Below are 25,613 nucleotides of genomic sequence, written 5' to 3'. Positions count from 1 at the left end.
CTGTCCGAGGGGCCGCTCAGACGAGGGCGTCGGCGGCCACGGATTCGCGTTCGAGCAGCGCCCGTTTGACGTCGAGTCCCCACGCGAACCCGCCGAGGGACCCGTCCGAACGGAGCACCCGGTGGCAGGGGACGAACAGTGCGGGTGCGTTCCGGGCGCAGACACTGGCGGCAGCACGGACCGCGTCCGGCCGGCCCATCGCACTGGCGAAGGCCGTGTACGTCAGGGTCGACCCGGCGGGGATGTCCCGCAGACGCCGCCAGCCCTCGGCGAAGAGCTCGGTGCCGACCTGGTGGACGGGGACCTGCATGGCGTGCTCGGGTTCCCCCGCGTAGTAGGCGTCCACGGCGTCGGCAGCGCGGACCTGCCCGTCGAGGACCCGCGTCGGCCGGTGCCGTTCGGCCAGGCGCGCGAGGATCCGGTCGGGATCGGCGGTCCACCCCGAGGAGAGGACCCGCCCGCGGTCGTCCTCGAGCACGGTGAAGGGCCCGTCGGGGGTGGAGAGGGTGGTGAGGACGGCGTCGTTCATCGGGGTTCCTTCCCGGGGTTCGTGGAGGTCGCTGCGGTCCGGTCCATCGCGCGATCGATGATCGGCCGCCAGCAGTGCATCGTGAGGTAGCTCCGCCAGGGGGCCACCCGTTCCGACCATAGGGAGAGTGCACGCGCCGTCCCGGGCAGCCCGAGTTCCTGTGCACCGTTCCGCACGGCGAGGTCGCTGTGCAGGAAGAGATCGGGGTGGTGCCGCACCCGCAGAGCGACGTAGTCCGCCGTCCACGGTCCGATGCCCTTCACCGCGAGCAGGCCGGAGCGGAGTTCGTCGAGCGACTGCCCGCCGTGGACGCCCAGCGTGCCGTCGGCGAGCGCCGCAGCGACCCGCATGATCGTGTCGACACGGGCTGCGGGGCCGCGGAGGACCTCCCGCCCGCGCTCGGCGATCACCGCGGCGCGGGGGAACAGCCGCACGAGGGACCCATCGAGATCGGAGGCACCCGACCCCTCGACCACACCCGGCACGAGCCCCGTCGCCACCCGCTCCCCCAACGCCGCGACGAGTCGTGTCTGCGCCGTCCGGGCCGCCGCGACGGACACCTGCTGCCCGATCAGGGTCCGGAACACCACCTCGTGCGGGTCCACCGCCCCCGGCAGCCGCATGCCGGGCACGCGTGCGACGACCGGTGCGAGCTCGGGCACGGCTGCGAGGGCGGTGTCCACCGCCACCGGATCGGCGTCGAGGTCGAACAGCGCCCGCACCCGGGCCACGAGGGTCGGCAGGTCGGACAGGTCGGTGAGCCGGACGAGCAGGTCCAGCCCGGTCCGCACCCGGCCGACACGAGCACCGGACCCGGCCGTGTCGGCACCCGCAGCCGTCGCGCGGAACCAGCCCGGGCCTCCCGGCAGGTCCAGCACCCGCCCGTAGGAGGCGACCCGCCCCGCCGCGTCGAACCCGACCTGCTCCATGCCGGCGAGCGCATGCAGCGCATGCCACTCGAGGAGCCCCTGCACGTCGAACGGCGGCCGCGCCGGCAGGTGCACGCGCAGCGCGCCGTCACCACCCGGCGCGGTCCGTCGTCGGGCACGCAACTCGGTGGGTGTGAGCGCGAAGACCTCGCGCACGGTGTCGTTGAACTGGCGGATGCTCGCGAACCCTGCGGCGAAGGCGACGTCCGCGATCGGCAGGTCGGACGAGGTGAGCAGGGTCCGCGCGGTCTGCGCCCGGTGTGCGCGGCTCAGGGCCTTCGGTCCGGCGCCGAGCTCGTCGGTCATGATCCGGTTGAGCTGCCGCTCCGAGTAGCCGACGCGCCCCGCGAGGCCGGGGACGCCCTCCCGTTCCACGACACCGTCGAGGACCAGGCGCATCGCACGGGCCGCGACGTCCTCGCGGAGGTCCCACTCGGGGCTGCCGGGGGTCGCCTCGGGCAGGCAGCGGCGGCAGGCGCGGAACCCCGCGAGGTGCGCGGCGGCACTCGTCCGGTAGAAGGTGACGCCCGCCGAGCGGGGTGTGCGGGCGGGGCAGCTCGGGCGGCAGTAGATACCGGTGGAGTGCACGGCCGTGACGAACTGCCCGTCGAACCGGGCGTCCCGGGACGCCGCGATCCGGTACCGCTCGTCGTGGAGCGCATCCGCTCCGGTGATGGTCATGTGGTCAGCCTGACATGCGCCGACGACAGCGGACTGGCGGGAATCGGACGTCGCAGCACCGCGGATGGACGGGCCGGCCGGGAGGCACGGCTAGCGTCGTCCGCATGGCTCCCGTCGTCGACCCGGTCGCCTCCGTCGCGCTGCCGCACGCCCGCGACGTCGAGGTGACGATGCTGCTGGTCTCCCGGCGCCACCGCTACGAGGGGCGTCCCGCGGACGGGGCGTCACCGGCGGACGAGGAGGAACTCCGCGACCGCGTCGAACTGCGCGCCGGACTCGGCATCGTCGGCGACCGCTACTTCGCCGCCCGGGCGCACGTGCACGCCTCGGTGACCCTGATCGGGGTCGCGGGCCTCGAGGCGGTCGGCCGCGAGCTCGGGGTGTCGGTCGACCCGGCGGCGACCCGGCGGAACGTGTTCCTGCGCGGCGTCGACGTCGAGGCGCTGCGGGGCGAGCCGTTCTCCCTGGACTCCGGCGACGGCCCGGTCCTGTTCCGCGGGTACCGGCCGGCGAACCCGTGCGCGTGGATGGACACCGAGATGGCGCCGGGAGCGTTCCGGGCGATGCGCGGGCGTGGCGGGGTGCGGTGCGACCCGGAGTCCGACGGGGTGCTCACCCTCGGCCCCGCGGTGCTCCGCACGGCGCTTGCGGTCCCCGTCGCCTGACCGGGCCCGCCGCCCGCCGGCCCGCGAAACGCAATGCGGGCGGCACCACGCCACGGAGTACCGCTGCGCGCTGCCGCCCACGTTGCGTGTTGCGAGGGGTCAGGCGAGCGCGGCCTGGATCGCGTCCACGAACGCCGGCAGGTCGCCGGGGTTCCGCGAGGTGATGATCGTGCTGCCGGTCTCGTCGACCTGGACCTCCTGGTCGACCCACTCGGCACCGGCGTTGCGGACGTCCGTCTGCAGCGACGGGAACGAGGTGATCGTGCGACCCGGCAGGACACCGGCCTCGACGAGGGTCCACGGGCCGTGGCAGATCGCCGCGATCGGCTCGCCGGCCTCGACGAACGCCCTGACGAGGTCGATCGCGGTGGGCTCCTGGCGGATCGTGTCGGCGTTGATCGTGCCGCCGGGGACGACGAGCGCGTCGAAGTCACCGGCCGAGACACCGTCGAGGGTGGTGTCGGAGTCGACGCTTTTGCCCGGGTCCTTGTCACCGACCAGGGTCTGGATCGGGCCGGACTCCTTCGCGGCGACGGTCACGGTGGCGCCGCGCTCCCGGAGCTGCTCGGTGGGGACGACGATCTCGTCCTGCTCCACGCCGTAGTTCGTCGCGATGACGAGGATCTTCTTGCCGTCGAGGGCTGCCATGGTCACTCCTTCCGCAGACCGGGGTCTCCGGCTGCGCACACCACGGTCGTCGGACGCCGCTGGACGCGTTCGCAGTGCGCCGGGGGCGTCCAGCCGGAGTGCGCGGACCGGAGTGCGCGGACCGGCCCACCGCTCGCGCTGAGCTCAGCCGTGGATGCGGAACCCGTCGCCCTCGGCCGTCACCGTGACCCCGTCGTACCCGGTGATCCGCACCAGGTCCGCCGGCAGGTCGGCGGGGGCGAGCGGCCCGACGGCGACGGTCGTCGCACCGGAGGCGAGCGCAGCCTCCAGGCCGGCGGGTGCGTCCTCGAACGCCAGGCAGTCCTCGGCCGCGACCCCGAGCAGGGCCGCACCGCGCAGGTAGCCGTCCGGGTGCGGCTTGCCGTGCTCGACGTCGTCGGCGGCGACCACGGCGTCGGGGACGGGCACGTCCGCGGCGCGCATCCGGTTCACGGCGAGGTCCCGCGGGGCGCTGGTGACCAGCGCGACGGGCACGCCGGCGGCGAGCAGTCGGCGGACGAAGGCGCCGGCACCCGGGACCTCGATGATGCCCTCGGTGTTCTCGACCTCGTCGTTGACGAGTTCGAGTGCGACCCGACGCTGCTCGTCGGGTGCGAGGTCGGGCAGGAAGTGCCGGATCGTGTCGATCGTCTGCCGGCCGTGCGAGAAGCCGAGGATCGTCTGCGGGTCGAGGTCGTGGTCGGCGCCGAAGCGACCCCACGCACCCTCGACGATGGCGGTCGAGTCGACGAGCGTCCCGTCCATGTCGAACAGGACCCCGGACACCACGACGTCGATCACGGTGCCGACCCTACCTGCCACCCGGCGCCGTCATCGCGCACGCACGTACCGCGTCAGCAGCACGTCCCCGGCCCCGTGCAGCACGTGCGCGAGCCGCATCGACCGCAGCTCCGGCGACGACCCGTGCACGATGCGTCCCCCCTCGCCGCCCTCGAGCGACGGGTCGATCGACAGGCACAGCTCGTCGACCAGGTCCGCCGCCACCAGGGCACCGAGGAACGACGGCCCGCCCTCGCAGTGGATGGTCGGCAAGCCCCGGTCGACCAGGGCGGCCCGGACCTGGGCCGGGTCGACGGAGTCCTCGCCGCAGGACACCACGTCCGCGACGGCCTCGAGCGCGTGTCGCCGCGAGGGGTCCGCGGACGCCGAGGTCAGGACGACCGGCCGGACCGGCGCGTCGGTGAACACCCGCGATGCCGGGTCGAGGCCGAGTGACCCCGTCACGATCGCGAACACCGGGTGGTCGGACAGGCCGTGCTCCCGGCGCCAGGCGACGTCGGCGTCGTGCAGCACCATCGGCCCGTACCCCTCGTCGCGGACGGTGCCCGCGGCGACCAGGACGACGTCGGCGACCCGGCGCAGCAGGTCGAACACGCGCAGGTCGTCGTCCCCGCCCAGCGAGCCGGACTTCCCGGAGGCGGTCGAGGAGCCGTCGAGGGAGCTGACGAAGTTGACGCGGAGCCAGCCGCCGTCAGCGGTGCCCTCCGCACCGTCCCTGTAGACGTCGAGCAGCTCGTCGTCGGACAGGTCGGAGATCGGGTCGGGCAGGTGCGTCACGTGTTGTGCCTCGCTTCCAGGGGCGCTCGCCAGCCGAGGACGGTCTCGACCATGCGCATCGCGTCGACGGACTCGACGACGTCGTGCATCCGGACGATGCGGGCGCCGAGCATGGCACTCACCGTCGCGGCCGCGAGCGTCCCGGACAGCCGTTCGCCGCGGGGACGGCCGAGGCTCTCCCCCACGAAGTCCTTGTTCGACACCGCGGCGAGGACCGGGTAGCCGAGGGCGACGACCTCCGGCAGGCGCCGGGTCAGCTCGAGCGTGTGCACGGTCGTCTTGTTGAGGTCGTGCCCGGGGTCGATGATGATCCGGTCCTCGGAGATGCCCGCCTCGAGCGCCCGGTCGACACGCAGCCGCAGGAAGGCCGCGACCTCGCCCGCCACGTCGGCGTACTGCGGCTTCGGGTACTCCTGCCGTGGCGCCGCGAGCGAGTGCGTGATGACGATCGTCGCGTCCGAGTCCGCGACGACGGCGGCCATCCGCGGGTCGGCGAGGCCGGTGGTGTCGTTGACGACGCTGGCACCGGCGGCGATCGCGGCGGCCGCGACCTCGGGCCGGAAGGTGTCGACGCTGATCGTCACGTCGGACTGCTCGGCGACCTGCTCGACGACCGGGAGGACGCGCTCGATCTCGTCGGCCGCGGACAACTCCGGCCCCGGGGCGAACTTCACCCCGCCGATGTCGACCCAGTCGGCGCCCTGCTCGGCGGCGGTGACCGCGGCTTCGACCGCGTGGTCCAGGGCGAACGTGCGGCCCTTGTCGTGGAACGAGTCGGGGGTGCGGTTCACGATCGCCATCACGGCGATGCGGTGGTCGAAGTCGAAGGTACGGCGGCCGATGGTCCGGATCGGCTGGCCCAGGTCCGGGACCACCCACCCGGGTCCGGTCGCGCCGGCCGCACCGGACGGGAGGCCCGTACCGAGTCCGACGCGCATCAGGCGTCCGCCCCGGCGCCGGCTCCGGCTGCGGTGTCGGCAGCGGCTCCGGCCCCGGCTGCGGCTCCGGCTCCGGCCCCGGCTGCGGCCCTGGCTCCGGCCCCGGCCCCGGCTCCGGCTCCGGCCCCGATGAGGGCGATCGCCTCGGCGCGCCCGGCCGCCTCAGCGAGGATCCCGCTCGCCGCGACGGTGACGGTCGTGGAGCTCGTCTGCCGCTCACCCCGGGTCGTCACGCACTGGTGCTGGGCGTCGAGCACCACGAGGACACCCCGTGCCTCGAGGCCGTCCTGCACCGCGGCGACGACCTGCTCGCCGAGGCGCTCCTGCAGCTGCGGACGGGAGGCAAGTGCTTCCACCACCCGCGCCAGCGTCCCCAGGCCGATCAGTCGCTCGCCCGGTGCGTACGCCAGGTGGGCGGTGCCGAGGAAGGGGAGCAGGTGGTGCTCGCACACCGACCGGAACCGGATGTCGCGGACGATCACCAGGTCACCGCGTTCGCCGTCACCGGCGGGCACGGTGCCGTCCCGGGCGATCTGCGTGGCGTCCTGGTCGAGCCCGGCGAAGAACTCCGTGTACGCGTCCGCGACCCGTTGCGGGGTCCGCTCCAGTCCGGGTCGGTCGGGGTCTTCGCCGATGCCCGCCAGCAGCTCCCGCACGGCGGCCTCGACACGGGCACGGTCCATGCGCTGCGTCACCCGCTCATCCAACACCGCCGAGCGGTAGTGCAACTGACCACGGAACGCGGTGACGTACCCCGACCAGCAGGATCGGGCCTCCAGGACGGCTACCCTGCCGCCCCGACGTGCCCGCGGTCCCAGGTTCCTTTAAACTCCCCCGGTGAGCGCCCCGCAGACATCCAGCCCGCCCCGGAACCGCGTCGCATCCGGCCTCGACCGCTTCTTCTCGGTCACGAAGCGCGGATCGACCATCCCCCGCGAGATCCGTGGTGGTCTCGTCTCCTTCGTGACGATGGCCTACATCGTCATCCTCAACCCGCTCATCCTCGGTGGTTTCAGTGCCGACCAGGCCGCCAAGGACGTCAGCGGCGGATGGCTCGAGAACGCTCAGGTGGCCGCGGCCACCGGCCTGGTCGCCGGGCTGATGACCATCGCGATGGGCCTCGTCGCGAACCTGCCGTTCGGCATCGCGGCAGGCCTCGGGATCAACTCGTTCCTCGCCGTCAGCGTCGTGCACCAGGTGACGTGGGCCGAGGCGATGGGCCTCGTCGTCATCAACGGCGTGATCATCGTGATCCTTGCGTTGACCGGTATCCGGACGATGATCTTCACGGCGGTGCCCGCGCAGCTCAAGGCGGCGATCACGGTCGGCATCGGCCTGTTCATCGCGTTCATCGGGCTGGTCGACTCCGGCTTCGTGCGGTCCTCGGGGCTCGCGTCCCCGCCGCTGCAGCTCGGTGAGGACGGCTCGGTCGGGGCCCTGCCGACGATCGTGTTCCTCATCGGCCTGGTGATCATCGGCACGCTCATGGCGCGGAAGGTCAAGGGCGCGCTGCTCATCGGCATCATCGCGACGACCGTCATCGCGGTCATCCTGCAGGCCGTGTTCCACGTGCCGACCTCGGTGGAGTCGAAGACCGGCTGGAACCTCAACGCGCCGGGGCTGCCGAGCGCGCTGTTCGCGCTGCCCGACCTGTCGCTCGTCGGTCAGTTCGACTTCGGTGCGTTCGCCCGGATCGGTCCGCTCGCCGCGTCGATGCTCGTCTTCACGCTGGTCTTCACGAACTTCTTCGACGCCATGGGCACGATGACCGGCCTGGCGAAGGCCGCGGGCGTCGCGGAGAAGGACGGCACGTTCCCCCGCCTCCGTGCGGCGCTCGTCGTCGAGGGTGCCGGGGCGATCGCCGGTGGTGGCGCCTCGGTGTCGTCGAACACCGTGTTCATCGACTCCGCCGCCGGCATCGGTGAGGGCGCCCGGACCGGCATGGCCTCGGTCGTGACCGGTCTGCTGTTCCTGGCCTCGATGTTCCTGACCCCGCTGACGCAGGTCGTCCCGCTCGAGGTCGCCGCCGCCGGGCTCGTCGTCGTCGGTGCGCTCATGGTCGCGCAGGTCGCGGACATCGACTGGACCGACTTCGGGTCGGCGCTGCCGGCGTTCCTGACGATCGTCGTGATGCCGCTGACGTACTCGATCGCGAACGGCATCGGCGCCGGCTTCATCAGCTGGGTGCTCATCAAGGCGCTGTCCGGCAAGGGCCGGCAGGTCTCGTGGCTGCTCTACGTCGTCGCCGCCGGCTTCCTGCTCTACTTCGCACGCGGTCCGCTGGAGGCCCTGCTCGGCGTCGGCTGACCCCGCCCCCGAACGCCGAGACGCCGCCATGGCGTCGAGACGCCGCCGAAACTGGCGGCGTCTCGACAGCCTGGCGGCGTCTCGGCGTCTCGGCGTCTCGGCGTTCGGGAGGCCCGGATCAGTCCGGCAGGTCGGCCGGTGTCGCCTCGTGGTGGGGCTGGGCCGGCGTGCGCCGGTCCTCCTTCATGCCCGCCTCGAACAGGTGGCGCTTGCCGCCGACGAGCTGCTCGCGCGCGGTCCGCTCGAGCTCCTTCGCGGTCGCGTAGTAGCCGTCGTCGTAGTCCTCGACGATCTGGAACGTCCACCGCCCGGCGATGACGTTGCGGCCGACGAGCTCGGTGTCGATGCGCTCCGCGAGTTCGGTGTGCCCGGCCTTCCGCAGCTGCTCCACCGCCTCGCCGATGTTCAGGTCGGCGGTGCCGGTCAGCCGGTGGAACCCGTAGAGCAGGCCGCGGGCGTGCTCGATGACCTCGATCGCCGCAGAGAGGCTGCCGAGGGCCTCCACCGTCGCTTCGGAGACCCCGTCCGGGACCTGGTGTGCGGCGTCGGGACCCTGGTTGTCGTCGTTCGTCATGATGCCCGTCTACACGACCGGCCTCCGGCTGTCCCGCCGCGCTCCGGGGGACGAACACGGCGCGCCGGGCCGCTTGCAGGTGTCGGGCGGTCGACCTAGCATTCGAACACACGTTCGAACGAGGAGGCTCCTGATGATGATCGTCGACACCGCTGTCACCGTGTGGTGGACCGGCGGCGCACCCGTCCGACTGGTGTGGCTCGGGCGACGCTGGCGCGTCTCCGACGTCCCGACCCGGTTGACCACGACCCCGGCCGACCTGCCCACCGCCATCACCCACGCGCCGGAGCGCACCGCCGGGTGGCGCTTCCAGGCCACCGCGGAGGACGGGGAGACCCTGGTGGTCGACATCGTGCCAGAGGGTGGCGGCTGGACCGTCGCCCGGACCTGGACGTGAGCCGCACCGACGCGGCCACGACCCGCGTGGACCCGGTCGCCGACGCGCGCTACGGTCGCGGCATGACGAACTGGGTGGCGCTGCTGCGCGGGGTCAACGTGAACGGCATCACGATCCGGAGCGCGGACCTCGCCGAGCTGTTCCGCTCCCTGGGGCACGCCGACGTCCGGACGGTCCTGGCCTCCGGCAACGTCGTCTTCACCGCCGCCGACCCGGTCGATCCCGCGGTGCTGCGGTCCTCGATCGAGCAGGCGCTCCGGGACCGCTTCGGGTACGACGCCTGGATCGTGCTCGTCCGGCACGACTCCCTGGCCGACCTCGTCGCGGCGTTCCCCTTCGCGTCGACGGCCGACCGCCACGACTACGTCGTGTTCGCCTCCGAGCCCGCCGCGCTCGACGACCTGCTCGCCGGGCTCGACCTCGACCCGGCGATCGAGCAGGTCGCCCGGGGCGACGGTGTCGTCTACTGGTCGTGCCCGAAGGGGTCGAGCACGTCGACCACCTTCGCGAAGCGCGCCGGTGCCGCCCGCTTCAAGCGGACGACGACGGCCCGCAACACGAACACGCTCCGCAAGCTCCTCTGACCGGAGCAGCGGGCGCCGACGTCAGGCCTGCGCCGGCTGTCCGTTGCTCGCCATGGTGCCGCCGTCGACGGGCAGGATCGCCCCGGTGATGAACGACGCGTCGTCGCTGGCCAGGAAGAGCACCGCCGCGGCGACCTCCTCCGAACGGCCCCCGCGGCCGAGGGCGATGCGCTCCGAGAACTCCCGCTTGAGCTCCTCGTCCTCCGCCTGCGACTGCGTCAGGTCCGTCCAGATCAGGCCGGGTGCGACGGCGTTCACCCGGACACCGAACCCGCCGTTGTCCAGGGCAGCAGCCTTGGTGAAGTTCGAGACGCCGCCCTTCGCCGCGTTGTAGGGACTCATCCGCCAGTCCGCGGCCTCACCGGACACCGATGACGTGTTCACGATCGACCCCTTCGTCTCCCGCAGGAACGGCAGCGCGACCCGGGTGCCGTAGAACACGCTCGACAGGTCGGTCTCGACCACCCGGCGCCACTCGTCCGGCGAGATGTCGGTGATGTCGCCCGAGGTGAACGTGCCGGCGTTGTTCACCAGCACGTCCAAGCGGTCCCAGCGGTCGATCGCCGCGTCCACGACCGTCTGCCACGCGTCCGGGTCGGCGACGTCGGCCTGCAGCCACAGCGCCTGGGCGGTCGGCAGCGAGTCGGCGACGTCGCGGACCTTCTCCTCGACGCTGTCGACCAGGACGACGCCGGCGCCCTCCGCGACGAACGCACGCGCGGTGGCCGCACCGATGCCGGACCCCGCCCCCGTGACGATCGCGACCTTGCCCTCGAACCGCTTGCCCATGGTGTTCCCTCTCGCGTCGGTGGTCCCCGTGGAGGGACGCCGTCGGCCCGGAGGACACGGGAGACCACGGTGCCCGCCCCGGCCTGGACGGTGGTCCAGACGGGGGCGGGCATCGGGGCGGACAGAGGACGGGCCTCCAGAGCGGACTACGCGGTGGTGTCCTCGTGCTCCATGTCGCGTTCCAGCGAGATCGTCGGGATGGAGGCGGTGATCACGGAGCCGTCGGCGCGGAGCGTGCCCTGGATGTCGCTCGTCGTCGGCGCGTGACCGGACATGCGGGGACCCTGGTGGGGCAGCGGCACGACGGTCGGCTCACCGGGGGTGACCTCGATCTGCTGGTTGTGCACCCACGCGACGAAGCCGCCGCCGGTCTCCACGGTGAAGGTCAGCGAGTCCTCCTCGAGGTCGACGCGGACCCGCGAGCCGTGCACGGTCATCCGGTAGGTCAGGCGGTCCCAGTCGACGGGCAGTCGCGGGTTGAACGTCAGGCGTCCACCGTGGTCCCGCATGCCGCCAAAGCCGTTGACGAGCGCACCCCAGATGCCGCCGGTCGACGCGATGTGCACGCCGTCCGTGGTGTTGCCGTGCAGGTCGGCGAGGTCGACGTACAGCGCGGTCTGGAAGTACTGGTCGGCGAGTTCGCAGTACCCGACCTCGGCCGCCATGATCGACTGCACGACCGCGGACAGGGTGGAGTCGCCGGTGGTCAGGGCGTCGTAGTAGTCGAAGTCGCGGCGCTTCTCGGCGGGCGTGAACTCGTGGCCCTGCAGGAACAGGGCGAGCACGACGTCGGCCTGCTTGAGCACCTGGAACCGGTAGATGACCAGCGGGTGGTAGTGCAGCAGCAGCGGCCGCTTGGACTCGGGCGTGCGCTCGAGGTCCCACAGTTCCTTGTCGAGGAACTGGGCGTCCTGCGGGTGGATGCCACGGTGCGGGTCGAAGGGGATCTCCATCGACTCGGCGGCCCGCTCCCAGTTGACGACCTCGTCCGGGTCGAGCCCGGTGCGACGGACCATGCGGGCGTACTCGTCCGGGTCGTCGACGGCCAGCTGCCGACAGGCGTTGACGGCGGACCACAGGTTCGCCCGCGCCATCACGTTCGTGTACATGTTGTCGTCGACGACGGTCGTGTACTCGTCCGGGCCGGTGACGCCGTCGATGTGGAACTTCTGGTCGCCGTTCGAGCGCCAGAACCCCAGGTCCTCCCACAGTCGGGCGGTCTCGACGAGGATGTCGATCGCGCCGCGCTTCAGGAAGTCGGTGTCGCCGGAGGCCCGCACGTACTGCATGAGCGCGTGGGCGATGTCCGCGTCGATGTGGTACTGGGCGGTGCCGGCGGCGTAGTACGCGCTGGACTCCTCGCCGTTGATCGTGCGCCACGGGAACAGGGCTCCGCGCTGGTTCAGCTCGCGGGCCCGGGACCGGGCGGCGTCGAGCATGTTGTAGCGGAAGCGGAGCGCGTTCCGGGCGACGATCGGCGCCGTGTACGACAGGAACGGCAGGACGTAGATCTCCATGTCCCAGAAGTAGTGGCCGCCGTAGCCGGAGCCCGTGACGCCCTTCGCTGCGATGCCGTGGCCGTCGGTCCGGGCGGTGGCCTGCGCGAGCTGGAACAGGTTCCACCGGACGGCCTGCTGGATCTCGGGCTGACCGGCGATCTCGACGTCGCTGCGCGCCCAGTAGTCGTCGAGCCACTTGCGCTGGTCCCCGAAGACCTGCTCCACGCTCTCGTACTTCGCGCGGTCGAGGGTGCGGTCGCAGCGGTCGGCGAGCTCACGCGCCGGGACGCCGCGGGACGTGTGGTAGACGACGCTCTTGACCAGACGGATCGGCTGCCCGGCCTTCGCCTGGACCCGGTAGACGTGCTTGGCCAGGTCGTCCTCGATGCTCGAGGTCTCGTCCCAGCTGTTCTCGGTCTCCAGGCGGTGCTCGACGCCGACGCAGATCGTCATGCCGGAGCTGGTGGCCTGGTAGCCGAGCAGGGAGCGCGAGCCCGCGTTCCGCTTGAGCCGCGGCTGCAGCACCCGGTCGGTGAAGGACTCGGCCTTGCGCGGGTCGAAGGCCGCCGCGGCCGCCTTCATGCCGGCGTGGTACTCGTCGGCGACGTCCTGGCGGTTGAGCACCTGGCTCGACAGCAGGACGGAGGCGTCGTGGTCGAGCATGGTGACCTCGTAGTCGATGACGGCGAGGTGCCGTTCGACGAAGGACACCAGGCGCCGGGAGCGGATGAGCACCCGCTTGCCGGACGGCGTCGACCACTCCGTCTCACGCAGCAGGTAGCCCCCGCGGAAGTCGAGCCGACGGGTGTGCCGCAGGATGTCCGCCTCGGACAGGACGAGCGGCTCGTCGTCCACGTACAGGCGGATGACCTTGGCGTCCGGGACGTTGATGATCGTCTGCCCGGTCTTCGCGAACCCGAAGGCCGTCTCGGCGTGCCGGATCGGCCAGGTCTCGTGGAAGCCGTTGATGTACGTGCCGTACTGCACGCCGCCGCGGCCCTCGTCGAAGTTGCCGCGGAGGCCGAGGTACCCGTTGCCGACGGCGAAGTTCGTCTCGTCGACGCCCTGCTCGTCCGCGTACTCGGTCTCGATCAGCGCCCACTCGTCGACCGGGTACCGGACGCGGTCGAGGGGGTCGGAGGTGATGGGGTTCATGCGGTCTTCCGGGGTTCGACGGGAGGCAGGTCGGGGAGCAGGTCGGCGAGGTCCGTCACGACGACGTCCGCGCCGTGCTCGCGGAGGGAGTCGGCACCGGCGCCGCGGTCGACCCCGATCACGAGGCCGAACGCCCCGTTGCGGCCGGCTTCGACGCCGCTGGTGGCGTCCTCGACGACGACGCACTGCGCGGCGGTCAGGCCGAAGCGCGTCGCAGCATCCAGGTAGGTGTCGGGCGCGGGCTTGCCGGCGAGGCCGTCCGCGCGGGCGACGGCACCGTCGACGATGACGTCGAAGCGGTCGATGATGCCCGCGGTCCGGAGCACCTGCTTCGCGTTCGCGGAGCTGGACACGACGGCGACCTCGTACCCGGCGTCGATCGCCGCGGTGAGGAACCGCACCGAGCCGGGGTAGGGCGCCACACCGTGCTCCTGCAGCTCGGCGGTGAACTCAGCGTTCTTCCGGTTGCCGAGCCCGCAGACGGTGTCGAGCGAGGCGTCGTCCTCGGGGGTGCCCTCGGGGAGGTCGATGCCGCGGGCCTGCAGGAGCGAGCGGACTCCGTCGTACCGGGGCTTGCCGTCGACGTACGCGAAGTAGTCCTGCTCGGTGTACGGCGCAACCCCGTGGTGGTCGAGGTAGGGCGTGAAGAGGCGGCTCCAGGCACGCATGTGCACCTCGGCCGTGGGCGTGAGGACGCCGTCCAGGTCGAAGAGGAGCGCCCGCTGGTCAGCGAGCGGTGCAGGGGTTCGCCGGTCCGACGACGTCATGGGCAGACCTTCCAGGGGAGCGGTGTCGATCACGGTTGCTGCGGGGTCAACTCTAGGACCGCTCCGCCGCGCCGGGTTCCAGGTGGGGAGCGTGCCGCGCACGTCCGGGGAGCGCGGACCTGGACCCGCGTCCAGCCGGGTCCCGGGACGCTCGCGACATGACCACTGACACCTCAGCGCCGGCGCAGGACGGGACCGGATCGAAGCTCAAGCAGGCGATCACCGGTCCCCTGCTGTTCCTGTTCATCCTCGGCGACGTGCTCGGCGCGGGCATCTACGCGCTGATGGGCACCCTGTCCAAGGACGTCGGTGGTGCGCTCTGGGCGCCGCTGGTGCTCGCCCTGCTGCTGGCGCTGCTGACCGCCGGCTCGTACGCCGAACTCGTCACGAAGTACCCGAAGGCCGGTGGCGCCGCGGTGTTCGCCGAGCGTGCGTACAAGGTGCCGCTGGTGTCGTTCCTGGTCGGGTTCTCGATGCTCGCCGCCGGTGTCACGAGCGCCGCGGGTCTGTCGCTCGCCTTCGCCGGTGACTACCTCGGGACGTTCATCGACGTCCCGCCGGTGCCGGCCGCGATCGTGTTCCTGGCCCTCGTCGCCTGCCTCAACGCCCGCGGCATCTCGGACTCGCTGCGGAGCAACGTCGTGATGACGATCATCGAGCTCTCCGGTCTGGTCATCGTCATCGTCACGGTCGCCGTGATGATGGGCGGCGGCGGCGGGGACGTCTCGCGTGTCGGCGCGTTCCCCGCGGAGGCGAACCCGGCACTCGCGACCCTCAGCGCCGCGATCGTCGCCTACTACTCGTTCGTCGGCTTCGAGACGTCGGCGAACGTCGCCGAGGAGGTCCGCGAACCCCGCAAGGTGTACCCGCGTGCCCTGTTCGGCTCCCTCGCCACCGCGGGTGTCGTGTACGTGCTCGTCGCGCTGGCCAGCTCGATCGCGCTGCCGGCGTCGGAGCTGTCCGACTCGAGCGGTCCGCTCCTGGCGGTCGTCGCCGCCACCGGCGTCCCGATCCCCGAGTGGGTGTTCAGCATCATCGCCCTGGTCGCCGTCGCGAACGGCGCCCTGCTCACGATGATCATGGCGAGCCGCGTCACCTACGGGATGGCCGAGCAGCGCCTGCTGCCGCGTCTGCTCGGCAAGGTCCTGCCGAACCGGAAGACCCCCTGGACGGCGATCATCGCGACGACCGTGGTCGCGATGCTCCTGACCCTCGTCGGGGACGTCGGCACACTCGCCGAGACGGTGGTCCTGCTGCTGCTCTTCGTGTTCATCAGCACGAACATCGCGGTGCTCGTGCTCCGCAAGGACCGGGTCGAACACGAGCACTTCCGGGTGTGGACGTTCGTGCCCGTGCTCGGCGTCGCGTCCTGCATCCTGCTGCTCACCCAGCAGAGCGGGCAGGTCTGGCTGTACGCGGCGGTGCTGCTCGCGGTCGGCGTGGTCCTGTACTTCATCGCCCGGGCCACGCGGGGCCGGGAACGCACCGATTCGGAGACGTCGGCCCGCTGACGGTGGCGGGGCGGGCCTCCCGACCGCTCTGGAGGCCCGCTCCACGTCCGCCACGCGGCCCGCCCCGGAACCTGCGCCGTCGGTTGCGATCAGTACAGGTCACGACCCGGCTCGTGCCGCCGGGGTCAGTCCTCGGTGTCGACCGTGTTCGTGACGACCTCGCCGCTGCCGGCGTCGATGCGGATGCTGTGCTTCGTGCCGGATCCGTCGAGGACGTCGCCCTCCCAGACGACCGCGCCCGCGTGGTCGTCCAGGCCGAGCTCGGTGACGGTGCCGGTGCCGGAGACGGTCTTCGTCAGTGTCGAGGCGGCCTGCGCGACGGAGAGGTCGGCGGCACCGACGAACCGCTTGGCCTCCGTGACGTCCTCGGCGTCCGAGGTCTCCTTCGTCGGGCCCGCGGTGGTGCGCTGGCCGTCGGCATCGACGTGGACCTCCTGCTCGTTGCCGTCGGAGGTGACGACGAGGACCTCCCACGAGGTACCGCCGGCCTCCTGCTCGATCGAGGTCACGGTGCCGGAGCCGACGGCTTTCCGGGCGGTCCCGGCGGCGGCGGTGAGGGCGTCGTTCCCGGCGGCACTGCCCGAGGCGGGGGCGCTGGCACCGGTGCTGCCCTCGGTCGCGGTGGTTGCCGGAGCGGAGGCTGCCGGTGCGGCGACGTCGTCGCGGTCGTCGTCGTCGGACGAGCAGCCGGCGAGCGCCATGGCCCCGACGAGCGGGAGTGCGGTGAGGAGCGCGATGCGGCGGGTGGTGGTCTTCTTCGTGGTCTGCATGTGACCACCCTGGGCAACGGGCACTGAAGCAGACCTGAAGCGACCTGGGGCGACGCCCGGGCAGCCGGACGTCGCCGCTTCAGTCCTGCAGCAGCGGCAGCCGCACCGTGAACCGCGCTCCCCCGCTGGGCGCCGCCGACACCGTGACGCTGCCGCCGTGCCCGCGGACGACGGCGTCGACGATCGCGAGCCCCAGCCCGGATCCGCCGGCGTCCCGCGCCCGGCCCTCGTCGAGTCGTACGAAGCGCTCGAACACCCGGGCCCGGTCGGCCTCGGGGACGCCGTGCCCGTCGTCGTCCACGGTGAGCACCGCACCACCACCGTCGGTCCGGAGACCGACGACGACCGTGTCCGCGGCGTGCCGGACGGCGTTGTCGACCAGGTTCCGGACCACCCGGCCGAGCAGCCGGTCGTCACCGCTGACCCGCGCCGGGGCGACACCGGACACGTCGACCCGGACGGCCGCGCCCTGCACCGAGCGCGGTCGGGAGGCCTCGGCGTACACGAGGTCGTCGAGGTCCACCGCCCGGTCCCGGTCGCGTCCGCGTTCGTCGACGCGGGTGAGCAGGAGCAGCGACTCGACGAGCTCCTGCAGCCGCGCACCCTCGTCGAGCACGACGTCGGCGAGGTCCGCGGTGCCGGTGACGTCCGGGTGGGCGCGGGCGACCTCGGCGTGCTGCCGGATCGTCGCGAGTGGGGAGCGGAGTTCGTGCGAGGCGTCGGAGACGAACTGCCGCTGCGCCTGCTGCGACGCTTCGAGCCGTCCGAGCATCCGGTTCATGGTCGCGGCGAGCCGGTCGACCTCGTCCCCGGAGCCCGGTTCGTCGACCCGGGCGTGCAGGTTCGTGCCCTCGACGGCGTCCACCTCGCGGCGCATCCGGTCGACCGGGCGGAGCGCACGGCCGACGACGAACCAGGTCACGAGCGACATCAGTGCCACGACCACCGGGACCGCCACCACCAGCAGCACGCTGACGGTCCGGACGGCGGCGTCGGCGTCCTCGAGGGGAGCGCCGACGACCAGGACCCCGTCACCGCCGCCCGGCAGGTCGACGTCGTCGGCGACGAGCAGCCACCGGTCGCCGTCGTGCCGGGTGCGCGACTGCTCGGCGGTGTCGAGCGGCCGGGCGGGAGTGTCGTCGGCGCGGGCCAGCACGCGGCCGTCGCCGTCCTGCAGTTGGGCCAGCACGTCGTCGTCCTCCGCCTCCACGGCGGTGGGGCCGTCGGCCTCCACACGGGTGCTCAGGCCGTCGAGGGTCTGCTCCGCGGCGGTCTGGACACCGTCGGACAGCGAGGTGCGGAGGACGCCGACGAAGGCGACCGCCCCGATGACGAGGGCGACGAGGACGACGAGGGCCGCGCCTCCCGTCGCCCGCGTCCGGATGGAGACGGGCCGGCGAGAGCGACGGGGCGGGCGCTCAGCCACCGTCGACGTCGAGGCGGTACCCGGCCCCGCGGACGGTCTCGATGGCGTTCCGGCCGAACGGGCGGTCGACCGCGCGGCGGAGGTGACCGACGTAGACCTCGACGATGTTCGGGTCGCCGGTGAAGTCGTCGTCCCAGACGTTGGCGATGACGTCCCGTTTCGACAATACCTGGCCGGGGTGGCGCATGAGGTACTCGAGGACGGTGAACTCCCGGCTGGTCAGGTCGAGCAGGACCTCGCCCCGCCACACCCGTCGCTCCGCCGGGTCCAGACGCAGGTCGCCGGCCTGGAGGACCGTGGGGCGTTCCCGGGATCCGCGCCGGACGAGCGCACGGAGACGCGCGACGAGCACCGGGAACGAGAACGGTTTCGTGACGTAGTCGTCGGCGCCGGCGTCGAGGGCGTCGACCTGGTCCCACTCGCCGTCCTTGGCGGTGAGCATGAGCACCGGGGTCCAGTCCTGCTCGGCGCGGAGCGTCTCGCACACCTTCCAGCCGCTCATGCCCGGCATCATCAGGTCGAGGACGATCGCGTCGTACGGGTTCTCACGGGCGTACCAGAGCCCGTCCACCCCGTCGTGGGCGACGTCGACGGCGAAGCCCTCGGCCTGCAGCCCGTTGCGGATGCCCTCGGCGAGCCGGACTTCGTCGTCGACCACCAGCACGCGCATCGTCCGAGCATGGCGGGGCGGCCTGAACCGGGGCTGAAGCCGGGCCGTACAGGGGTCCCTCGGACGGGGTGCGGCTCGTCGTCCCCGTCGGGCGCTACTCTCGGGACGACGAGGGGGCTCTCCATGATCAGCATCGCGTCCGGCTTCGACCCAGCGTTCTCCACCGATGGCGGTTCCTGGCCGGTCGACGACTTCTCGCGGACCTTCTCGACTGCCTCGACGCTCATCACCGTCGTCGGAGTGCTGATCGTGATCGGCATCGTCGTGTCGGTCGGCATCGCGGTGTACCGCAGCACCCGGATGGCGAAGCGCGGCCAGAACCCGTTCACGATCGAGGAGGATCTCGCGCACTCCGCGATGCGGTCCCGTGCGCTCGCGCCGACGACGACCCTCGAGCAGCGGCTCGCGGAACTCGACGACCTGCACCGGCGCGGGGTCATCACCGACGAGGAGCACCGAGCGGCGCGGTCGGACGCGTTGCGCCCGTAGGGGCCTGCGCCGGTCAGCTCGAGACCCCACTCGCGCCTGCGGCACCTCGACGATCGTCCCGCTGCTGAGACGCCCCGTCTCTCCGCGACGCCCTGTTCTCCTCGAGACGCCGCCGGATGCCGCGGCGTCTCGAAGACCGAGCGGCGTCTCGAGGGCCGAGCCCCACGGAACGCAACGTGGGCGACACCACGCAACGGAGTACCGTCGCGTGGAACCGCCCACGTTGCGTGTTGCGGAGAGGACTACGCGGCGTCGATCGCGGCGCGGATCTCGGCGGCGGCAGCGCCGACGTCCGAGGCGCTGTAGATCGCGCTGCCGGCGACGGCGACGCGGGCTCCCGCTGCCTTGACCGAGGCGACCGTGGCGGCCTTCACACCGCCGGCGATCGAGAACGGCACGCCCGAGGCCTTGCCCTCGTCGAGGAGCGTGTCGAAGGTGAAGCCCTCTTCGGCCTGCTCGTCGAGGCCGGCGTGCACCTCGACGAACTCGACGCCGAGCTCGGTGACTTCGCGGGCACGAGCGGCCTTGTCGGGGACGCCGATCAGGTCGACGACGATGCCCTTGCCGTGCTTCTTCGCCGCGGCGACCGCGCCGACGATGGTGCTGTCCCCGGCGACACCGAGCACGGTGACCAGGTCAGCGCCGGCCTGGAACGCCATGTCGGCCTCGAGCTCACCGGCGTCCATCGTCTTGAGGTCGGCGAACACGATCTTGTCCGGGTGGGCTTCCTTCATCGCCGTGATGGCGGCGACGCCGGCGCTCTTCACGAGCGGGGTGCCGAGCTCGAGGATGTCGACGTGCGGGGCTGCCGCGGCGGCGAGTTCGAGGGCGGTCTCGGTGGAGAGGGTGTCGATGGCGAACTGGAGCTGCATGGTGGTTCCTTCCGGAGGGGTCATTCGAGGTTGGCGTGCCGCGGCCAGAGGTCGTCGGCGGAGTGTCCGCTGCGCTGCCAGAGCGCGTGGAACAGCGCGTCGCCGAGCAGGACGACGCCCTGCTCGAACAGGCTGCCGGCGTACTGGGCCGATGCGGTGCCGGATCGGTCGGTCTTCGTCGCTGCCGGCAGCACGAGGGTGACCTCGGCCAGCTCGGCGAGCGGCGACGAGGACGTGGTCGACACGGCGACGACCTTCGCGCCGACGTCCACCGCGGTCCGTGCGGCCTGCACGATGCTGCCGGTGGTGCCCGATCCGCTCGCGGTGAGCAGGACGTCGCCCGGCTCGATCGCGGGGGCCGTGACCTCGCCGACGACGTGCACGTCGAGGCCGAGGTGCATGAGCCGCATCGCGGTCATCCGCAGCGCGAGCCCGGACCGTCCGGCGCCGTGCACGAACACGCGTTCGGCACCGTCGAGCAGGTCGAGCGCACGGGCGGAAGCCGCCTGGTCGCCCTCAGCCACCCCGTCGACGAGGTCGTCGAGTTCGTGGCTGACGAGGTCGAGCGCGGCGGCGAGCGTCTGTTGGGACATGCAACGAGCATGCGCGTCGACCGCTGGACACACCGCTACCCGACACGGCGGGCGTCCCACCCGTTCGGACGGCTCCCTGTCCAGGGATGGGCAGGGCGGGTAGGTTCGTCCGGATGGACACGCAGCACGGCCGGGAGGCCCGGATCACCCCAGCCGAGCACGCTCGCCTCCTCGCCGACCGGACCGACCGGCACACGCTCACGCTGGAGTCCGTGCTGGCGGTGCTCCGCTCGCCCCGGGTCGGCGACGCCGCGGCCCGGGCTGAGGCGGTCGAGATCGCGTCGGCCGCGCTCGTGGACCTGCGGACGTCGACGGACCGGCAGCGCGAGGTCCTGCTGGAGCCCGTCGCCGGGGCGTTCTCGCGCCTCCGTGCCGACCTGCGACCCCTCGTCCGGTTCGGTGACCTCGACGTGCAGTTCGTCGAACCCCCCGCGAACGGACGTGCGCTGCCCGGGGACGTCGCGCACGCTGCCCGGGCCGTGGTCCGGACCGCGGTGCTGACCCTGGTCGACGAGGGGCGGGCGAACCGCGTCCGCATCCAGTGGGACTGCGACGGCCGGAACCTGCTCATGCAGCTCCGTGACGACGGTGCCGGGACGCACGACGTGCAGGACGACGCGATGCGACCGATCGCCGAACGGGTCGCGGCGCTCGCCGGGCAGATGCGGGTGGACTCGACGCCCGGGTGGGGGTCCGTGATCGACGTGACGGTGCCGCTCGACCCGCCTGTCGCCTCCGCTCCGGGACCCGAGGACTCCGACCTGACTCCCCGCGAACTCGACGTGCTGCGGCTCGTCGCGACCGGCGTCGGCAACCGGGAGATCGCCGACGGGCTCGGCATCTCCGTGAACACGGTGAAGTACCACGTGGCGAACCTGCTCCGGAAGCACGGTGCCCGGACCCGCGCGGAGCTCGCGGCGCACGCCCACGCCGGCTGAGCGGCGACGCGCTGGCGCGACCGTTGGGTGTCACAGCCCAACAGGAACCCGCTCGAACCACGGGATGCCGCGGTGCGAGCAGGACACGGTTGTGCTCGGCCGAACGGCACCAGCGAAACCGGCGGACGCGGTGCCGGCAAGACAGCAGCAGCGCCGCCATGTCGGATCAGCCGGCCGGTGCGAACCGGTAGCCCATCCCCGACTCGGTCACCAGGAACCGCGGGCGCGACGGCTCCGGCTCGAGCTTCCGCCGCAGCTGCGCCATGTACAGCCGCAGGTACCCGGAGTCGTTGCCGTGCGTCGGTCCCCACACCTCCGTCAGCAGCATCTCGCGCGTCAGCAGCCGATCGGGGTTCGTCACCAGGACCTCGAGCAGCCGCCACTCGGTCGGGGTCAACCGGATCGCCGGACCGTCGGGAGCGGTGACCTGCTTGGCGACGAGGTCCACCACGAGCTCACCGATCCGGATCGTCGGCGTGGCCTCCCCAGCCGCCGGTGCCCGCCGCCGCCCGAGCGCCCGCAGTCGCGCCAGGAGCTCGTCCATCTGGAACGGCTTCGTCACGTAGTCGTCGGCCCCGGCGTCCAGGGCGTCGACCTTGTCGCCGGAGTCCGTCCGCCCGGACAGCACGAGCACGGGGACCTGCGACCAGCCGCGGATGCCCTCGAGCACCCCGATGCCGTCCAGCCGCGGCATCCCGAGGTCGAGCATCACGATGTCCGGCCGCTCGGTGATGACGGCGTCGATCGCGGCACGACCGTCGCGGGCGGTGACCACGTCGTAGCCGCGGGCACCGAGCGTCACCGCGAGCGCCCGCACCAGCTGCACGTCGTCGTCCGCGATCAGGACCTTCATCTGCCCACCACTCCCAGGTGTCCCGCGATCGGCAGACGCACCACGACGGTGAGGCCACCGCCGGGGGTGTCGTCGACCTCGATCGTGCCGCCCATGCCCTCGGTGAACCCGCGCGCGAGCGCCAGGCCGAGTCCGAGTCCGGTGTCGTTGTCCGTGTCCCCGAGGCGCTGGAACGGTTGGAACACGTCTTCGCGGCGGTCCTCGGGGATGCCCGGCCCACGGTCCGCGACCCGGAGCTCGACGCCGCCGGCGAAGGCGCTCGCCGCGATCCGGACCCGCTCCCCGTCCGGTGAGTACCGGACGGCGTTCGCCAGCAGGTTCACGACGACGCGCTGCAGGAGCACCGGGTCGGCGAGGACGGGCGGGAGTTCGGCGGGCAGGTCGAGGTCGACGTCCTCCGGGCCGAGTTCGAGCTCGTCGAGTGCAGGGGCGACGACCGTGTCGAGCGACGTCGGGACCGGGGACGCGGCCAGCACCCCGGCCTGCACCCGACTGACGTCGAGCAGGTCGGCCAACAGCACCGCCAGCTGACGGAGGCTCTCGTCGGCGGTCGCGAGCAGGGCCTCCCGGTCGGCCTCGCCCAGTCGGACGTCCCGCGCGCGGAGGGACTGCACGGCGGCGGAGGCGGCCGCGATCGGTCGCCGGACGTCGTGGCTGACGGCCGCGAGGATGGCACTCCGGACCCGGTCGACGGCTGTGATCCGCTCCGCGTCGACGGCGGTGCGGGTGAGCGCGCGGTGTTCCAGGGCGGCGTCGAGCTGCTGCTCGACGACCCGCAGCAACCGCCGCTGGGTGGGGTCGTCGGGTGCGCCGGCGAACTCCAGGACGGCTCCGGACGGGAGGCTCGTGGCCGCGTCCGGCGTGTCCCCGAACGTCCCCGACGTGGCCGGCACCTCGTCGCCCTGGCGGACGCGGACGCCGGCGAAGCCGAAGGCCTCGCGGGTGCGCTCGACGAGGGCCTGGAGGGCGTCGTCGCCGCGGAGCACGCTGCCGGCGATCCCGACGAGGAGCCCGGACTCGGCGGCGGCTCGGCGGGCGGTGCGGGAGCGGCGGGCCGACCGGTCGACGACGAAGCTGACGAGCACCGCGCTGACGACGTACATGACGAGCGCGAACAGGTGCCAGGGCTGCTGGACGGTGACCTGGTGCAGGGGTCGGACGAAGAAGAAGTCGAGGCTCAGGCCGGACAGCACGGCGGCGAACACGGCGGGGAGCATGCCGCCGATCAGGGCGACGACGAGCACCAGCAGCTGGTAGGCGAGCACGTCGACGGTGATCGAGTCGGGGTCGTCGGTGAGGCTGAGGAGCCAGGTCAGGACGGGTCCGGCGACCAGGGCGAGCAGGAACGCGGCCACGATCCGGGAGCGGGACAGGCTGCCGCCGAGCTTCGGCAGGGCCAGGCCACCGCCGGCGCGCTCGTGCGTGACCACGTGCACGTCGATGTCGCCGGACTCGCGGATGACGGTGCTGCCGATGCCCGGGCCGGTGAGGGCGGCGACGAGTCGGCTGCGACGGCTGATGCCGATCACGATCTGCGTGGCGTCGACGGAGCGGGCGAACCGGACGAGGGTGGTGGGCACGTCGTCGCCGACCACCTGGTGGTAGGTGCCGCCGAGCTGTTCGAGCAGGGCGCGCTGCTTGCCGAGCGCGCCGGGATGCCGCTCGCGGAGACCGTCGTTCGTGGTGACGTGCACGGCGGCGAGCTCCCCGCCGGCCGAGCGGGCGGCGATGCGGGCGCCCCGGCGGAGCAGGGTCTCGCCCTCGGGGCCGCCGGTCAGGGCGACGAGGACACGCTCCCGGGTCTCCCACCGGTTCGCGATGCCGTGTTCGGCGCGGTAGCGCTTGAGCGCGTCGTCGACCTCGTCGGCGAGCCAGAGCAGGGCGATCTCGCGGAGGGCGGTGAGGTTGCCGAGGCGGAAGTAGTTCGACAGGGCCGCGTCGATCCGGGCGGCCGGGTACACGAGCCCGTCGGACAGTCGGTCACGGAGGGCCTGCGGGGACAGGTCGACGACCTCGATCTGGTCGGCGGCGCGGACCACGGCGTCGGGGACGGTCTCACGCTGCACGGTGCCGGTGATCTCGCGCACCACGTCGCCGAGGGACTGCATGTGCTGGACGTTCACCGTCGAGATGACGTCGATGCCCGCAGCCCGCAGTGCCTCGACGTCCTGCCACCGTTTCTCGTGCGGGCTGCCGGGGGCGTTCGAGTGCGCGAGTTCGTCGACCAGGGCGACCTCGGGGCGTCGGGCGAGGACGGCGTCGAGGTCCATGTCGTCGAGGGCGACCCCGCGGTGCTCGACCGTCCGGCGCGGGACGACCTCGAGCCCGTCCACCAGTGCGGCGGTGGCGGCGCGGCCGTGGGTCTCGACGACGGCGACGACCACGTCGCGGCCGTGGTCGGCCATCCGGCGGCCCTCTTCGAGCATCGTGTAGGTCTTGCCCACGCCGGGGGCCGCACCGAGCAGCACTCGCAGCTTCCCTCGCTTCACGCGCTCATCCTCTCGTGTTCGACGTTGACGGCACGGCCATCCACTGATATATTGGTATCAATCGTTCCCGCCAAGGCTCGAGCTCACGCTTCCTCAAACCGGCGGGACTTTTCATTGCTCATGATGTTCCCTGCGCTGTAGTTGCTGCCGGCTTGCCCGAGATCACGATCATCCGTCGTCCTCAGGAGCCACATGTCGCACCACCCGCTCGCCGTCTCGGTCCACCGACACGAGCAGTTCCGGCAGGCGTTGCGCGCTCACGAGCTCCCCACGTCCGATGCTGACGTCGACCGGCTCCAGGATTTCGACGGCGAGTTGCGAGCCGTCCTGCTGTCCCTGATCGAGCGGATCGAGCTCGCGCTCCGTGGGCGCCTCGACGAGGCCGGAACCGAGACGGCCGGAGCGTTCTGGCACCTCGAGCACCGCTCGTTCCGCCCACGAGCCCCCGTCGGGACGTTGCGAGCTCGGTTCGCGCACGCGTTGGCGCAGTCGCACGACGCCGACCTGCGCGATCGTCCGCTCGACGACCTCCCCTTCGCCGTCCTGGCCGAGGAGCTCAGCCTCGGCACGTTGTCCCGGACGGCCGGCGCCGTCGTCCCCCGGCTCCAGGAGCAGGTGTCCCGGTCGTTCCGCATGCCGCAGCCCACCTTCCGCGCGACCCTGCAGCACATCACCCACGTCCGGAACTGCTGCGCGCACCACGCCCGACTCTGGGGTCGACCCCTCGGCGTCCCGACGCCGCACTACCGGCGACCGACAGACCTCGTGGAGCGGCTGGCCGGAGCGCCGGTCCGGAGTCCGTACCGCTCGGTCGTGCTCATCGACCACCTCGCCAGCACGGCCCGGCGGCCGTGTTCCCGGTCGCAGAGGCTGACGGAGCTCCTGGCGTGTCACCCCGACCTCCTCCACGGACTCCACCATCCGGGAGGGCAGCAGCGAGCCGAGGAGGGGTCGGAGTGAGC

General features: G+C 72.4%; 25 protein-coding genes and 1 pseudogene. 8 read left to right on the top strand and 18 right to left on the bottom strand.

Annotation, left to right across the window (positions count from 1 at the left end):
* Positions 1-16: 16 nt before the first annotated feature.
* Together DEJ33_RS01705 and DEJ33_RS01700 are read right to left on the bottom strand one after the other, a co-directional pair.
* Entirely contained in the window at positions 17-529 is a 513-nt protein-coding gene (locus DEJ33_RS01705; RefSeq protein ID WP_111078424.1) for a methylated-DNA--[protein]-cysteine S-methyltransferase, read from the bottom strand.
* On the bottom strand, positions 526-2,139 hold the full coding sequence (locus DEJ33_RS01700; protein WP_111078423.1) for a DNA-3-methyladenine glycosylase 2 family protein: 1,614 nt from the start codon (positions 2,137-2,139) through the stop codon (positions 526-528). The genes DEJ33_RS01705 and DEJ33_RS01700 overlap by 4 nt, the downstream gene beginning before the upstream one ends.
* A gap of 104 nt (positions 2,140-2,243) precedes the next feature.
* On the opposite strand from DEJ33_RS01700, the gene DEJ33_RS01695 reads away from it, so the two are divergent.
* The gene (locus DEJ33_RS01695) at positions 2,244-2,804 is read left to right on the top strand and encodes a molybdenum cofactor biosysynthesis protein (protein WP_111078422.1); all 561 of its coding nucleotides are present in this window, start codon (positions 2,244-2,246) and stop codon (positions 2,802-2,804) included.
* Positions 2,805-2,903: 99 nt separating this feature from the next.
* On the opposite strand, the gene DEJ33_RS01690 is transcribed toward DEJ33_RS01695, so the two are convergent.
* The 5 genes and pseudogenes from DEJ33_RS01690 to folE all read right to left on the bottom strand — a co-directional run.
* Entirely contained in the window at positions 2,904-3,452 is a 549-nt protein-coding gene (locus DEJ33_RS01690; RefSeq protein WP_111194162.1) for a type 1 glutamine amidotransferase domain-containing protein, read from the bottom strand.
* A gap of 144 nt (positions 3,453-3,596) precedes the next feature.
* Complete coding sequence (locus DEJ33_RS01685; protein WP_258374478.1) at positions 3,597-4,253, bottom strand: HAD-IA family hydrolase; 657 nt, start codon at positions 4,251-4,253, stop codon at positions 3,597-3,599.
* A 30-nt stretch (positions 4,254-4,283) separates the two neighbouring features.
* Positions 4,284-5,030 (bottom strand): pyrimidine reductase family protein, encoded by a 747-nt coding sequence (locus tag DEJ33_RS01680; protein WP_111078420.1) that lies wholly within the window; start codon positions 5,028-5,030, stop codon positions 4,284-4,286.
* Positions 5,027-5,968 carry a dihydropteroate synthase gene (gene folP / locus DEJ33_RS01675; protein ID WP_111078419.1) on the bottom strand — a complete coding sequence of 314 codons (942 nt, stop codon included), beginning with the start codon at positions 5,966-5,968 and terminating at the stop codon, positions 5,027-5,029. Before folP ends, DEJ33_RS01680 begins: the two co-directional genes overlap by 4 nt.
* A 116-nt stretch (positions 5,969-6,084) precedes the next feature.
* Positions 6,085-6,651 (bottom strand): annotated as a pseudogene (gene folE / locus DEJ33_RS01670) (GTP cyclohydrolase I FolE); the annotation flags it as partial.
* A 154-nt stretch (positions 6,652-6,805) separates the two neighbouring features.
* Between folE and DEJ33_RS01665 the strand changes: the two are divergent.
* Positions 6,806-8,275 (top strand): NCS2 family permease, encoded by a 1,470-nt coding sequence (locus DEJ33_RS01665; protein ID WP_111078417.1) that lies wholly within the window; start codon positions 6,806-6,808, stop codon positions 8,273-8,275.
* 118 nt (positions 8,276-8,393) lie between these two features.
* Here DEJ33_RS01665 and DEJ33_RS01660 read toward each other — a convergent pair whose 3' ends face one another.
* Positions 8,394-8,849, bottom strand: a complete 456-nt coding sequence (locus tag DEJ33_RS01660; protein ID WP_111078416.1) for a hypothetical protein — start codon at positions 8,847-8,849, stop codon at positions 8,394-8,396.
* Positions 8,850-8,982: 133 nt separating this feature from the next.
* Here DEJ33_RS01660 and DEJ33_RS01655 point away from each other — a divergent pair, with 133 nt between their 5' ends.
* Together DEJ33_RS01655 and DEJ33_RS01650 are read left to right on the top strand one after the other, a co-directional pair.
* Positions 8,983-9,246 carry a hypothetical protein gene (locus tag DEJ33_RS01655; RefSeq protein ID WP_110903650.1) on the top strand — a complete coding sequence of 88 codons (264 nt, stop codon included), beginning with the start codon at positions 8,983-8,985 and terminating at the stop codon, positions 9,244-9,246.
* The gene (locus DEJ33_RS01650) at positions 9,243-9,830 is read left to right on the top strand and encodes a DUF1697 domain-containing protein (RefSeq protein ID WP_258374772.1); all 588 of its coding nucleotides are present in this window, start codon (positions 9,243-9,245) and stop codon (positions 9,828-9,830) included. Before DEJ33_RS01655 ends, DEJ33_RS01650 begins: the two co-directional genes overlap by 4 nt.
* Positions 9,831-9,851: 21 nt before the next feature.
* On the opposite strand, the gene DEJ33_RS01645 is transcribed toward DEJ33_RS01650, so the two are convergent.
* From DEJ33_RS01645 to DEJ33_RS01635, 3 genes are all read right to left on the bottom strand, one after another.
* The gene (locus DEJ33_RS01645; protein WP_111078415.1) at positions 9,852-10,619 is read right to left on the bottom strand and encodes an SDR family NAD(P)-dependent oxidoreductase; all 768 of its coding nucleotides are present in this window, start codon (positions 10,617-10,619) and stop codon (positions 9,852-9,854) included.
* 146 nt (positions 10,620-10,765) lie between these two features.
* Positions 10,766-13,273, bottom strand: a complete 2,508-nt coding sequence (locus tag DEJ33_RS01640; protein WP_111078414.1) for a glycoside hydrolase family 65 protein — start codon at positions 13,271-13,273, stop codon at positions 10,766-10,768.
* Positions 13,270-14,040 carry an HAD family phosphatase gene (locus tag DEJ33_RS01635; RefSeq protein WP_111078413.1) on the bottom strand — a complete coding sequence of 257 codons (771 nt, stop codon included), beginning with the start codon at positions 14,038-14,040 and terminating at the stop codon, positions 13,270-13,272. Before DEJ33_RS01635 ends, DEJ33_RS01640 begins: the two co-directional genes overlap by 4 nt.
* Before the next feature lie 158 nt (positions 14,041-14,198).
* Here DEJ33_RS01635 and DEJ33_RS01630 point away from each other — a divergent pair, with 158 nt between their 5' ends.
* Positions 14,199-15,551, top strand: a complete 1,353-nt coding sequence (locus DEJ33_RS01630) for an APC family permease (RefSeq protein ID WP_110903646.1) — start codon at positions 14,199-14,201, stop codon at positions 15,549-15,551.
* 125 nt (positions 15,552-15,676) lie between these two features.
* On the opposite strand, the gene DEJ33_RS01625 is transcribed toward DEJ33_RS01630, so the two are convergent.
* The 3 genes from DEJ33_RS01625 to DEJ33_RS01615 all read right to left on the bottom strand — a co-directional run bounded on the left by DEJ33_RS01625 (position 15,677) and on the right by DEJ33_RS01615 (position 18,417).
* A complete protein-coding gene (locus tag DEJ33_RS01625; protein ID WP_111078412.1) occupies positions 15,677-16,321 on the bottom strand; it encodes a PepSY domain-containing protein in 645 nt (214 codons plus the stop codon).
* 79 nt (positions 16,322-16,400) lie between these two features.
* Positions 16,401-17,747, bottom strand: coding sequence for a HAMP domain-containing sensor histidine kinase (locus DEJ33_RS01620; RefSeq protein WP_111078411.1), 1,347 nt, complete (start codon positions 17,745-17,747; stop codon positions 16,401-16,403).
* A complete protein-coding gene (locus tag DEJ33_RS01615) occupies positions 17,740-18,417 on the bottom strand; it encodes a response regulator transcription factor (protein WP_111078410.1) in 678 nt (225 codons plus the stop codon). Before DEJ33_RS01615 ends, DEJ33_RS01620 begins: the two co-directional genes overlap by 8 nt.
* A gap of 123 nt (positions 18,418-18,540) precedes the next feature.
* Between DEJ33_RS01615 and DEJ33_RS01610 the strand changes: the two genes are divergently transcribed.
* A complete protein-coding gene (locus tag DEJ33_RS01610) occupies positions 18,541-18,906 on the top strand; it encodes an SHOCT domain-containing protein (protein WP_111078409.1) in 366 nt (121 codons plus the stop codon).
* A gap of 242 nt (positions 18,907-19,148) precedes the next feature.
* Here the strand turns inward: DEJ33_RS01610 and hxlA are convergent, their stop codons facing one another.
* Entirely contained in the window at positions 19,149-19,778 is a 630-nt protein-coding gene (gene hxlA / locus DEJ33_RS01605; RefSeq protein WP_110903642.1) for a 3-hexulose-6-phosphate synthase, read from the bottom strand.
* A 20-nt stretch (positions 19,779-19,798) separates the two neighbouring features.
* Positions 19,799-20,371 carry a 6-phospho-3-hexuloisomerase gene (hxlB, locus tag DEJ33_RS01600; protein ID WP_111078408.1) on the bottom strand — a complete coding sequence of 191 codons (573 nt, stop codon included), beginning with the start codon at positions 20,369-20,371 and terminating at the stop codon, positions 19,799-19,801.
* A 113-nt stretch (positions 20,372-20,484) separates the two neighbouring features.
* Here hxlB and DEJ33_RS01595 point away from each other — a divergent pair, with 113 nt between their 5' ends.
* Positions 20,485-21,309 (top strand): LuxR C-terminal-related transcriptional regulator, encoded by an 825-nt coding sequence (locus DEJ33_RS01595; protein ID WP_110903640.1) that lies wholly within the window; start codon positions 20,485-20,487, stop codon positions 21,307-21,309.
* 166 nt (positions 21,310-21,475) lie between these two features.
* Here DEJ33_RS01595 and DEJ33_RS01590 read toward each other — a convergent pair whose 3' ends face one another.
* On the bottom strand, positions 21,476-22,162 hold the full coding sequence (locus DEJ33_RS01590) for a response regulator (RefSeq protein ID WP_111078407.1): 687 nt from the start codon (positions 22,160-22,162) through the stop codon (positions 21,476-21,478).
* Positions 22,159-24,651: an ATP-binding protein gene (locus DEJ33_RS01585; protein ID WP_111078406.1), complete on the bottom strand. Its 2,493-nt coding sequence runs from the start codon at positions 24,649-24,651 to the stop codon at positions 22,159-22,161. The genes DEJ33_RS01590 and DEJ33_RS01585 overlap by 4 nt, the downstream gene beginning before the upstream one ends.
* Positions 24,652-24,843: 192 nt before the next feature.
* Here DEJ33_RS01585 and DEJ33_RS01580 point away from each other — a divergent pair, with 192 nt between their 5' ends.
* Positions 24,844-25,611: an Abi family protein gene (locus DEJ33_RS01580; protein WP_111078405.1), complete on the top strand. Its 768-nt coding sequence runs from the start codon at positions 24,844-24,846 to the stop codon at positions 25,609-25,611.
* The last annotated feature ends 2 nt before the right edge of the window (positions 25,612-25,613 follow it).

Origin of the sequence: Curtobacterium sp. MCPF17_047 (assembly GCF_003234045.1) — a bacterium.
Classification (GTDB): Bacteria; Actinomycetota; Actinomycetes; order Actinomycetales; family Microbacteriaceae; genus Curtobacterium.
Note: the sequence above shows the minus strand (reverse complement) of the source record. Positions and strands in the feature narration are given on the sequence as shown.

Excerpts from the sequence above, each read along its gene's own strand:
- DEJ33_RS01705 (WP_111078424.1), bottom strand. The coding sequence starts at position 529 with ATGAACGACGCCGTCCTCACCACCCTCTCCACCCCCGACGGGCCCTTC.
- DEJ33_RS01700 (WP_111078423.1), bottom strand. The coding sequence starts at position 2,139 with ATGACCATCACCGGAGCGGATGCGCTCCACGACGAGCGGTACCGGATC.
- DEJ33_RS01695 (WP_111078422.1), top strand. The coding sequence starts at position 2,244 with ATGGCTCCCGTCGTCGACCCGGTCGCCTCCGTCGCGCTGCCGCACGCC.
- DEJ33_RS01690 (WP_111194162.1), bottom strand. The coding sequence starts at position 3,452 with ATGGCAGCCCTCGACGGCAAGAAGATCCTCGTCATCGCGACGAACTAC.
- folP (WP_111078419.1), bottom strand. The coding sequence starts at position 5,968 with ATGCGCGTCGGACTCGGTACGGGCCTCCCGTCCGGTGCGGCCGGCGCG.
- DEJ33_RS01660 (WP_111078416.1), bottom strand. The coding sequence starts at position 8,849 with ATGACGAACGACGACAACCAGGGTCCCGACGCCGCACACCAGGTCCCG.
- DEJ33_RS01655 (WP_110903650.1), top strand. The coding sequence starts at position 8,983 with ATGATGATCGTCGACACCGCTGTCACCGTGTGGTGGACCGGCGGCGCA.
- DEJ33_RS01645 (WP_111078415.1), bottom strand. The coding sequence starts at position 10,619 with ATGGGCAAGCGGTTCGAGGGCAAGGTCGCGATCGTCACGGGGGCGGGG.
- DEJ33_RS01640 (WP_111078414.1), bottom strand. The coding sequence starts at position 13,273 with ATGAACCCCATCACCTCCGACCCCCTCGACCGCGTCCGGTACCCGGTC.
- DEJ33_RS01635 (WP_111078413.1), bottom strand. The coding sequence starts at position 14,040 with ATGACGTCGTCGGACCGGCGAACCCCTGCACCGCTCGCTGACCAGCGG.
- DEJ33_RS01630 (WP_110903646.1), top strand. The coding sequence starts at position 14,199 with ATGACCACTGACACCTCAGCGCCGGCGCAGGACGGGACCGGATCGAAG.
- DEJ33_RS01625 (WP_111078412.1), bottom strand. The coding sequence starts at position 16,321 with ATGCAGACCACGAAGAAGACCACCACCCGCCGCATCGCGCTCCTCACC.
- DEJ33_RS01615 (WP_111078410.1), bottom strand. The coding sequence starts at position 18,417 with ATGCGCGTGCTGGTGGTCGACGACGAAGTCCGGCTCGCCGAGGGCATC.
- DEJ33_RS01610 (WP_111078409.1), top strand. The coding sequence starts at position 18,541 with ATGATCAGCATCGCGTCCGGCTTCGACCCAGCGTTCTCCACCGATGGC.
- hxlA (WP_110903642.1), bottom strand. The coding sequence starts at position 19,778 with ATGCAGCTCCAGTTCGCCATCGACACCCTCTCCACCGAGACCGCCCTC.
- hxlB (WP_111078408.1), bottom strand. The coding sequence starts at position 20,371 with ATGTCCCAACAGACGCTCGCCGCCGCGCTCGACCTCGTCAGCCACGAA.
- DEJ33_RS01595 (WP_110903640.1), top strand. The coding sequence starts at position 20,485 with ATGGACACGCAGCACGGCCGGGAGGCCCGGATCACCCCAGCCGAGCAC.
- DEJ33_RS01590 (WP_111078407.1), bottom strand. The coding sequence starts at position 22,162 with ATGAAGGTCCTGATCGCGGACGACGACGTGCAGCTGGTGCGGGCGCTC.
- DEJ33_RS01580 (WP_111078405.1), top strand. The coding sequence starts at position 24,844 with ATGTCGCACCACCCGCTCGCCGTCTCGGTCCACCGACACGAGCAGTTC.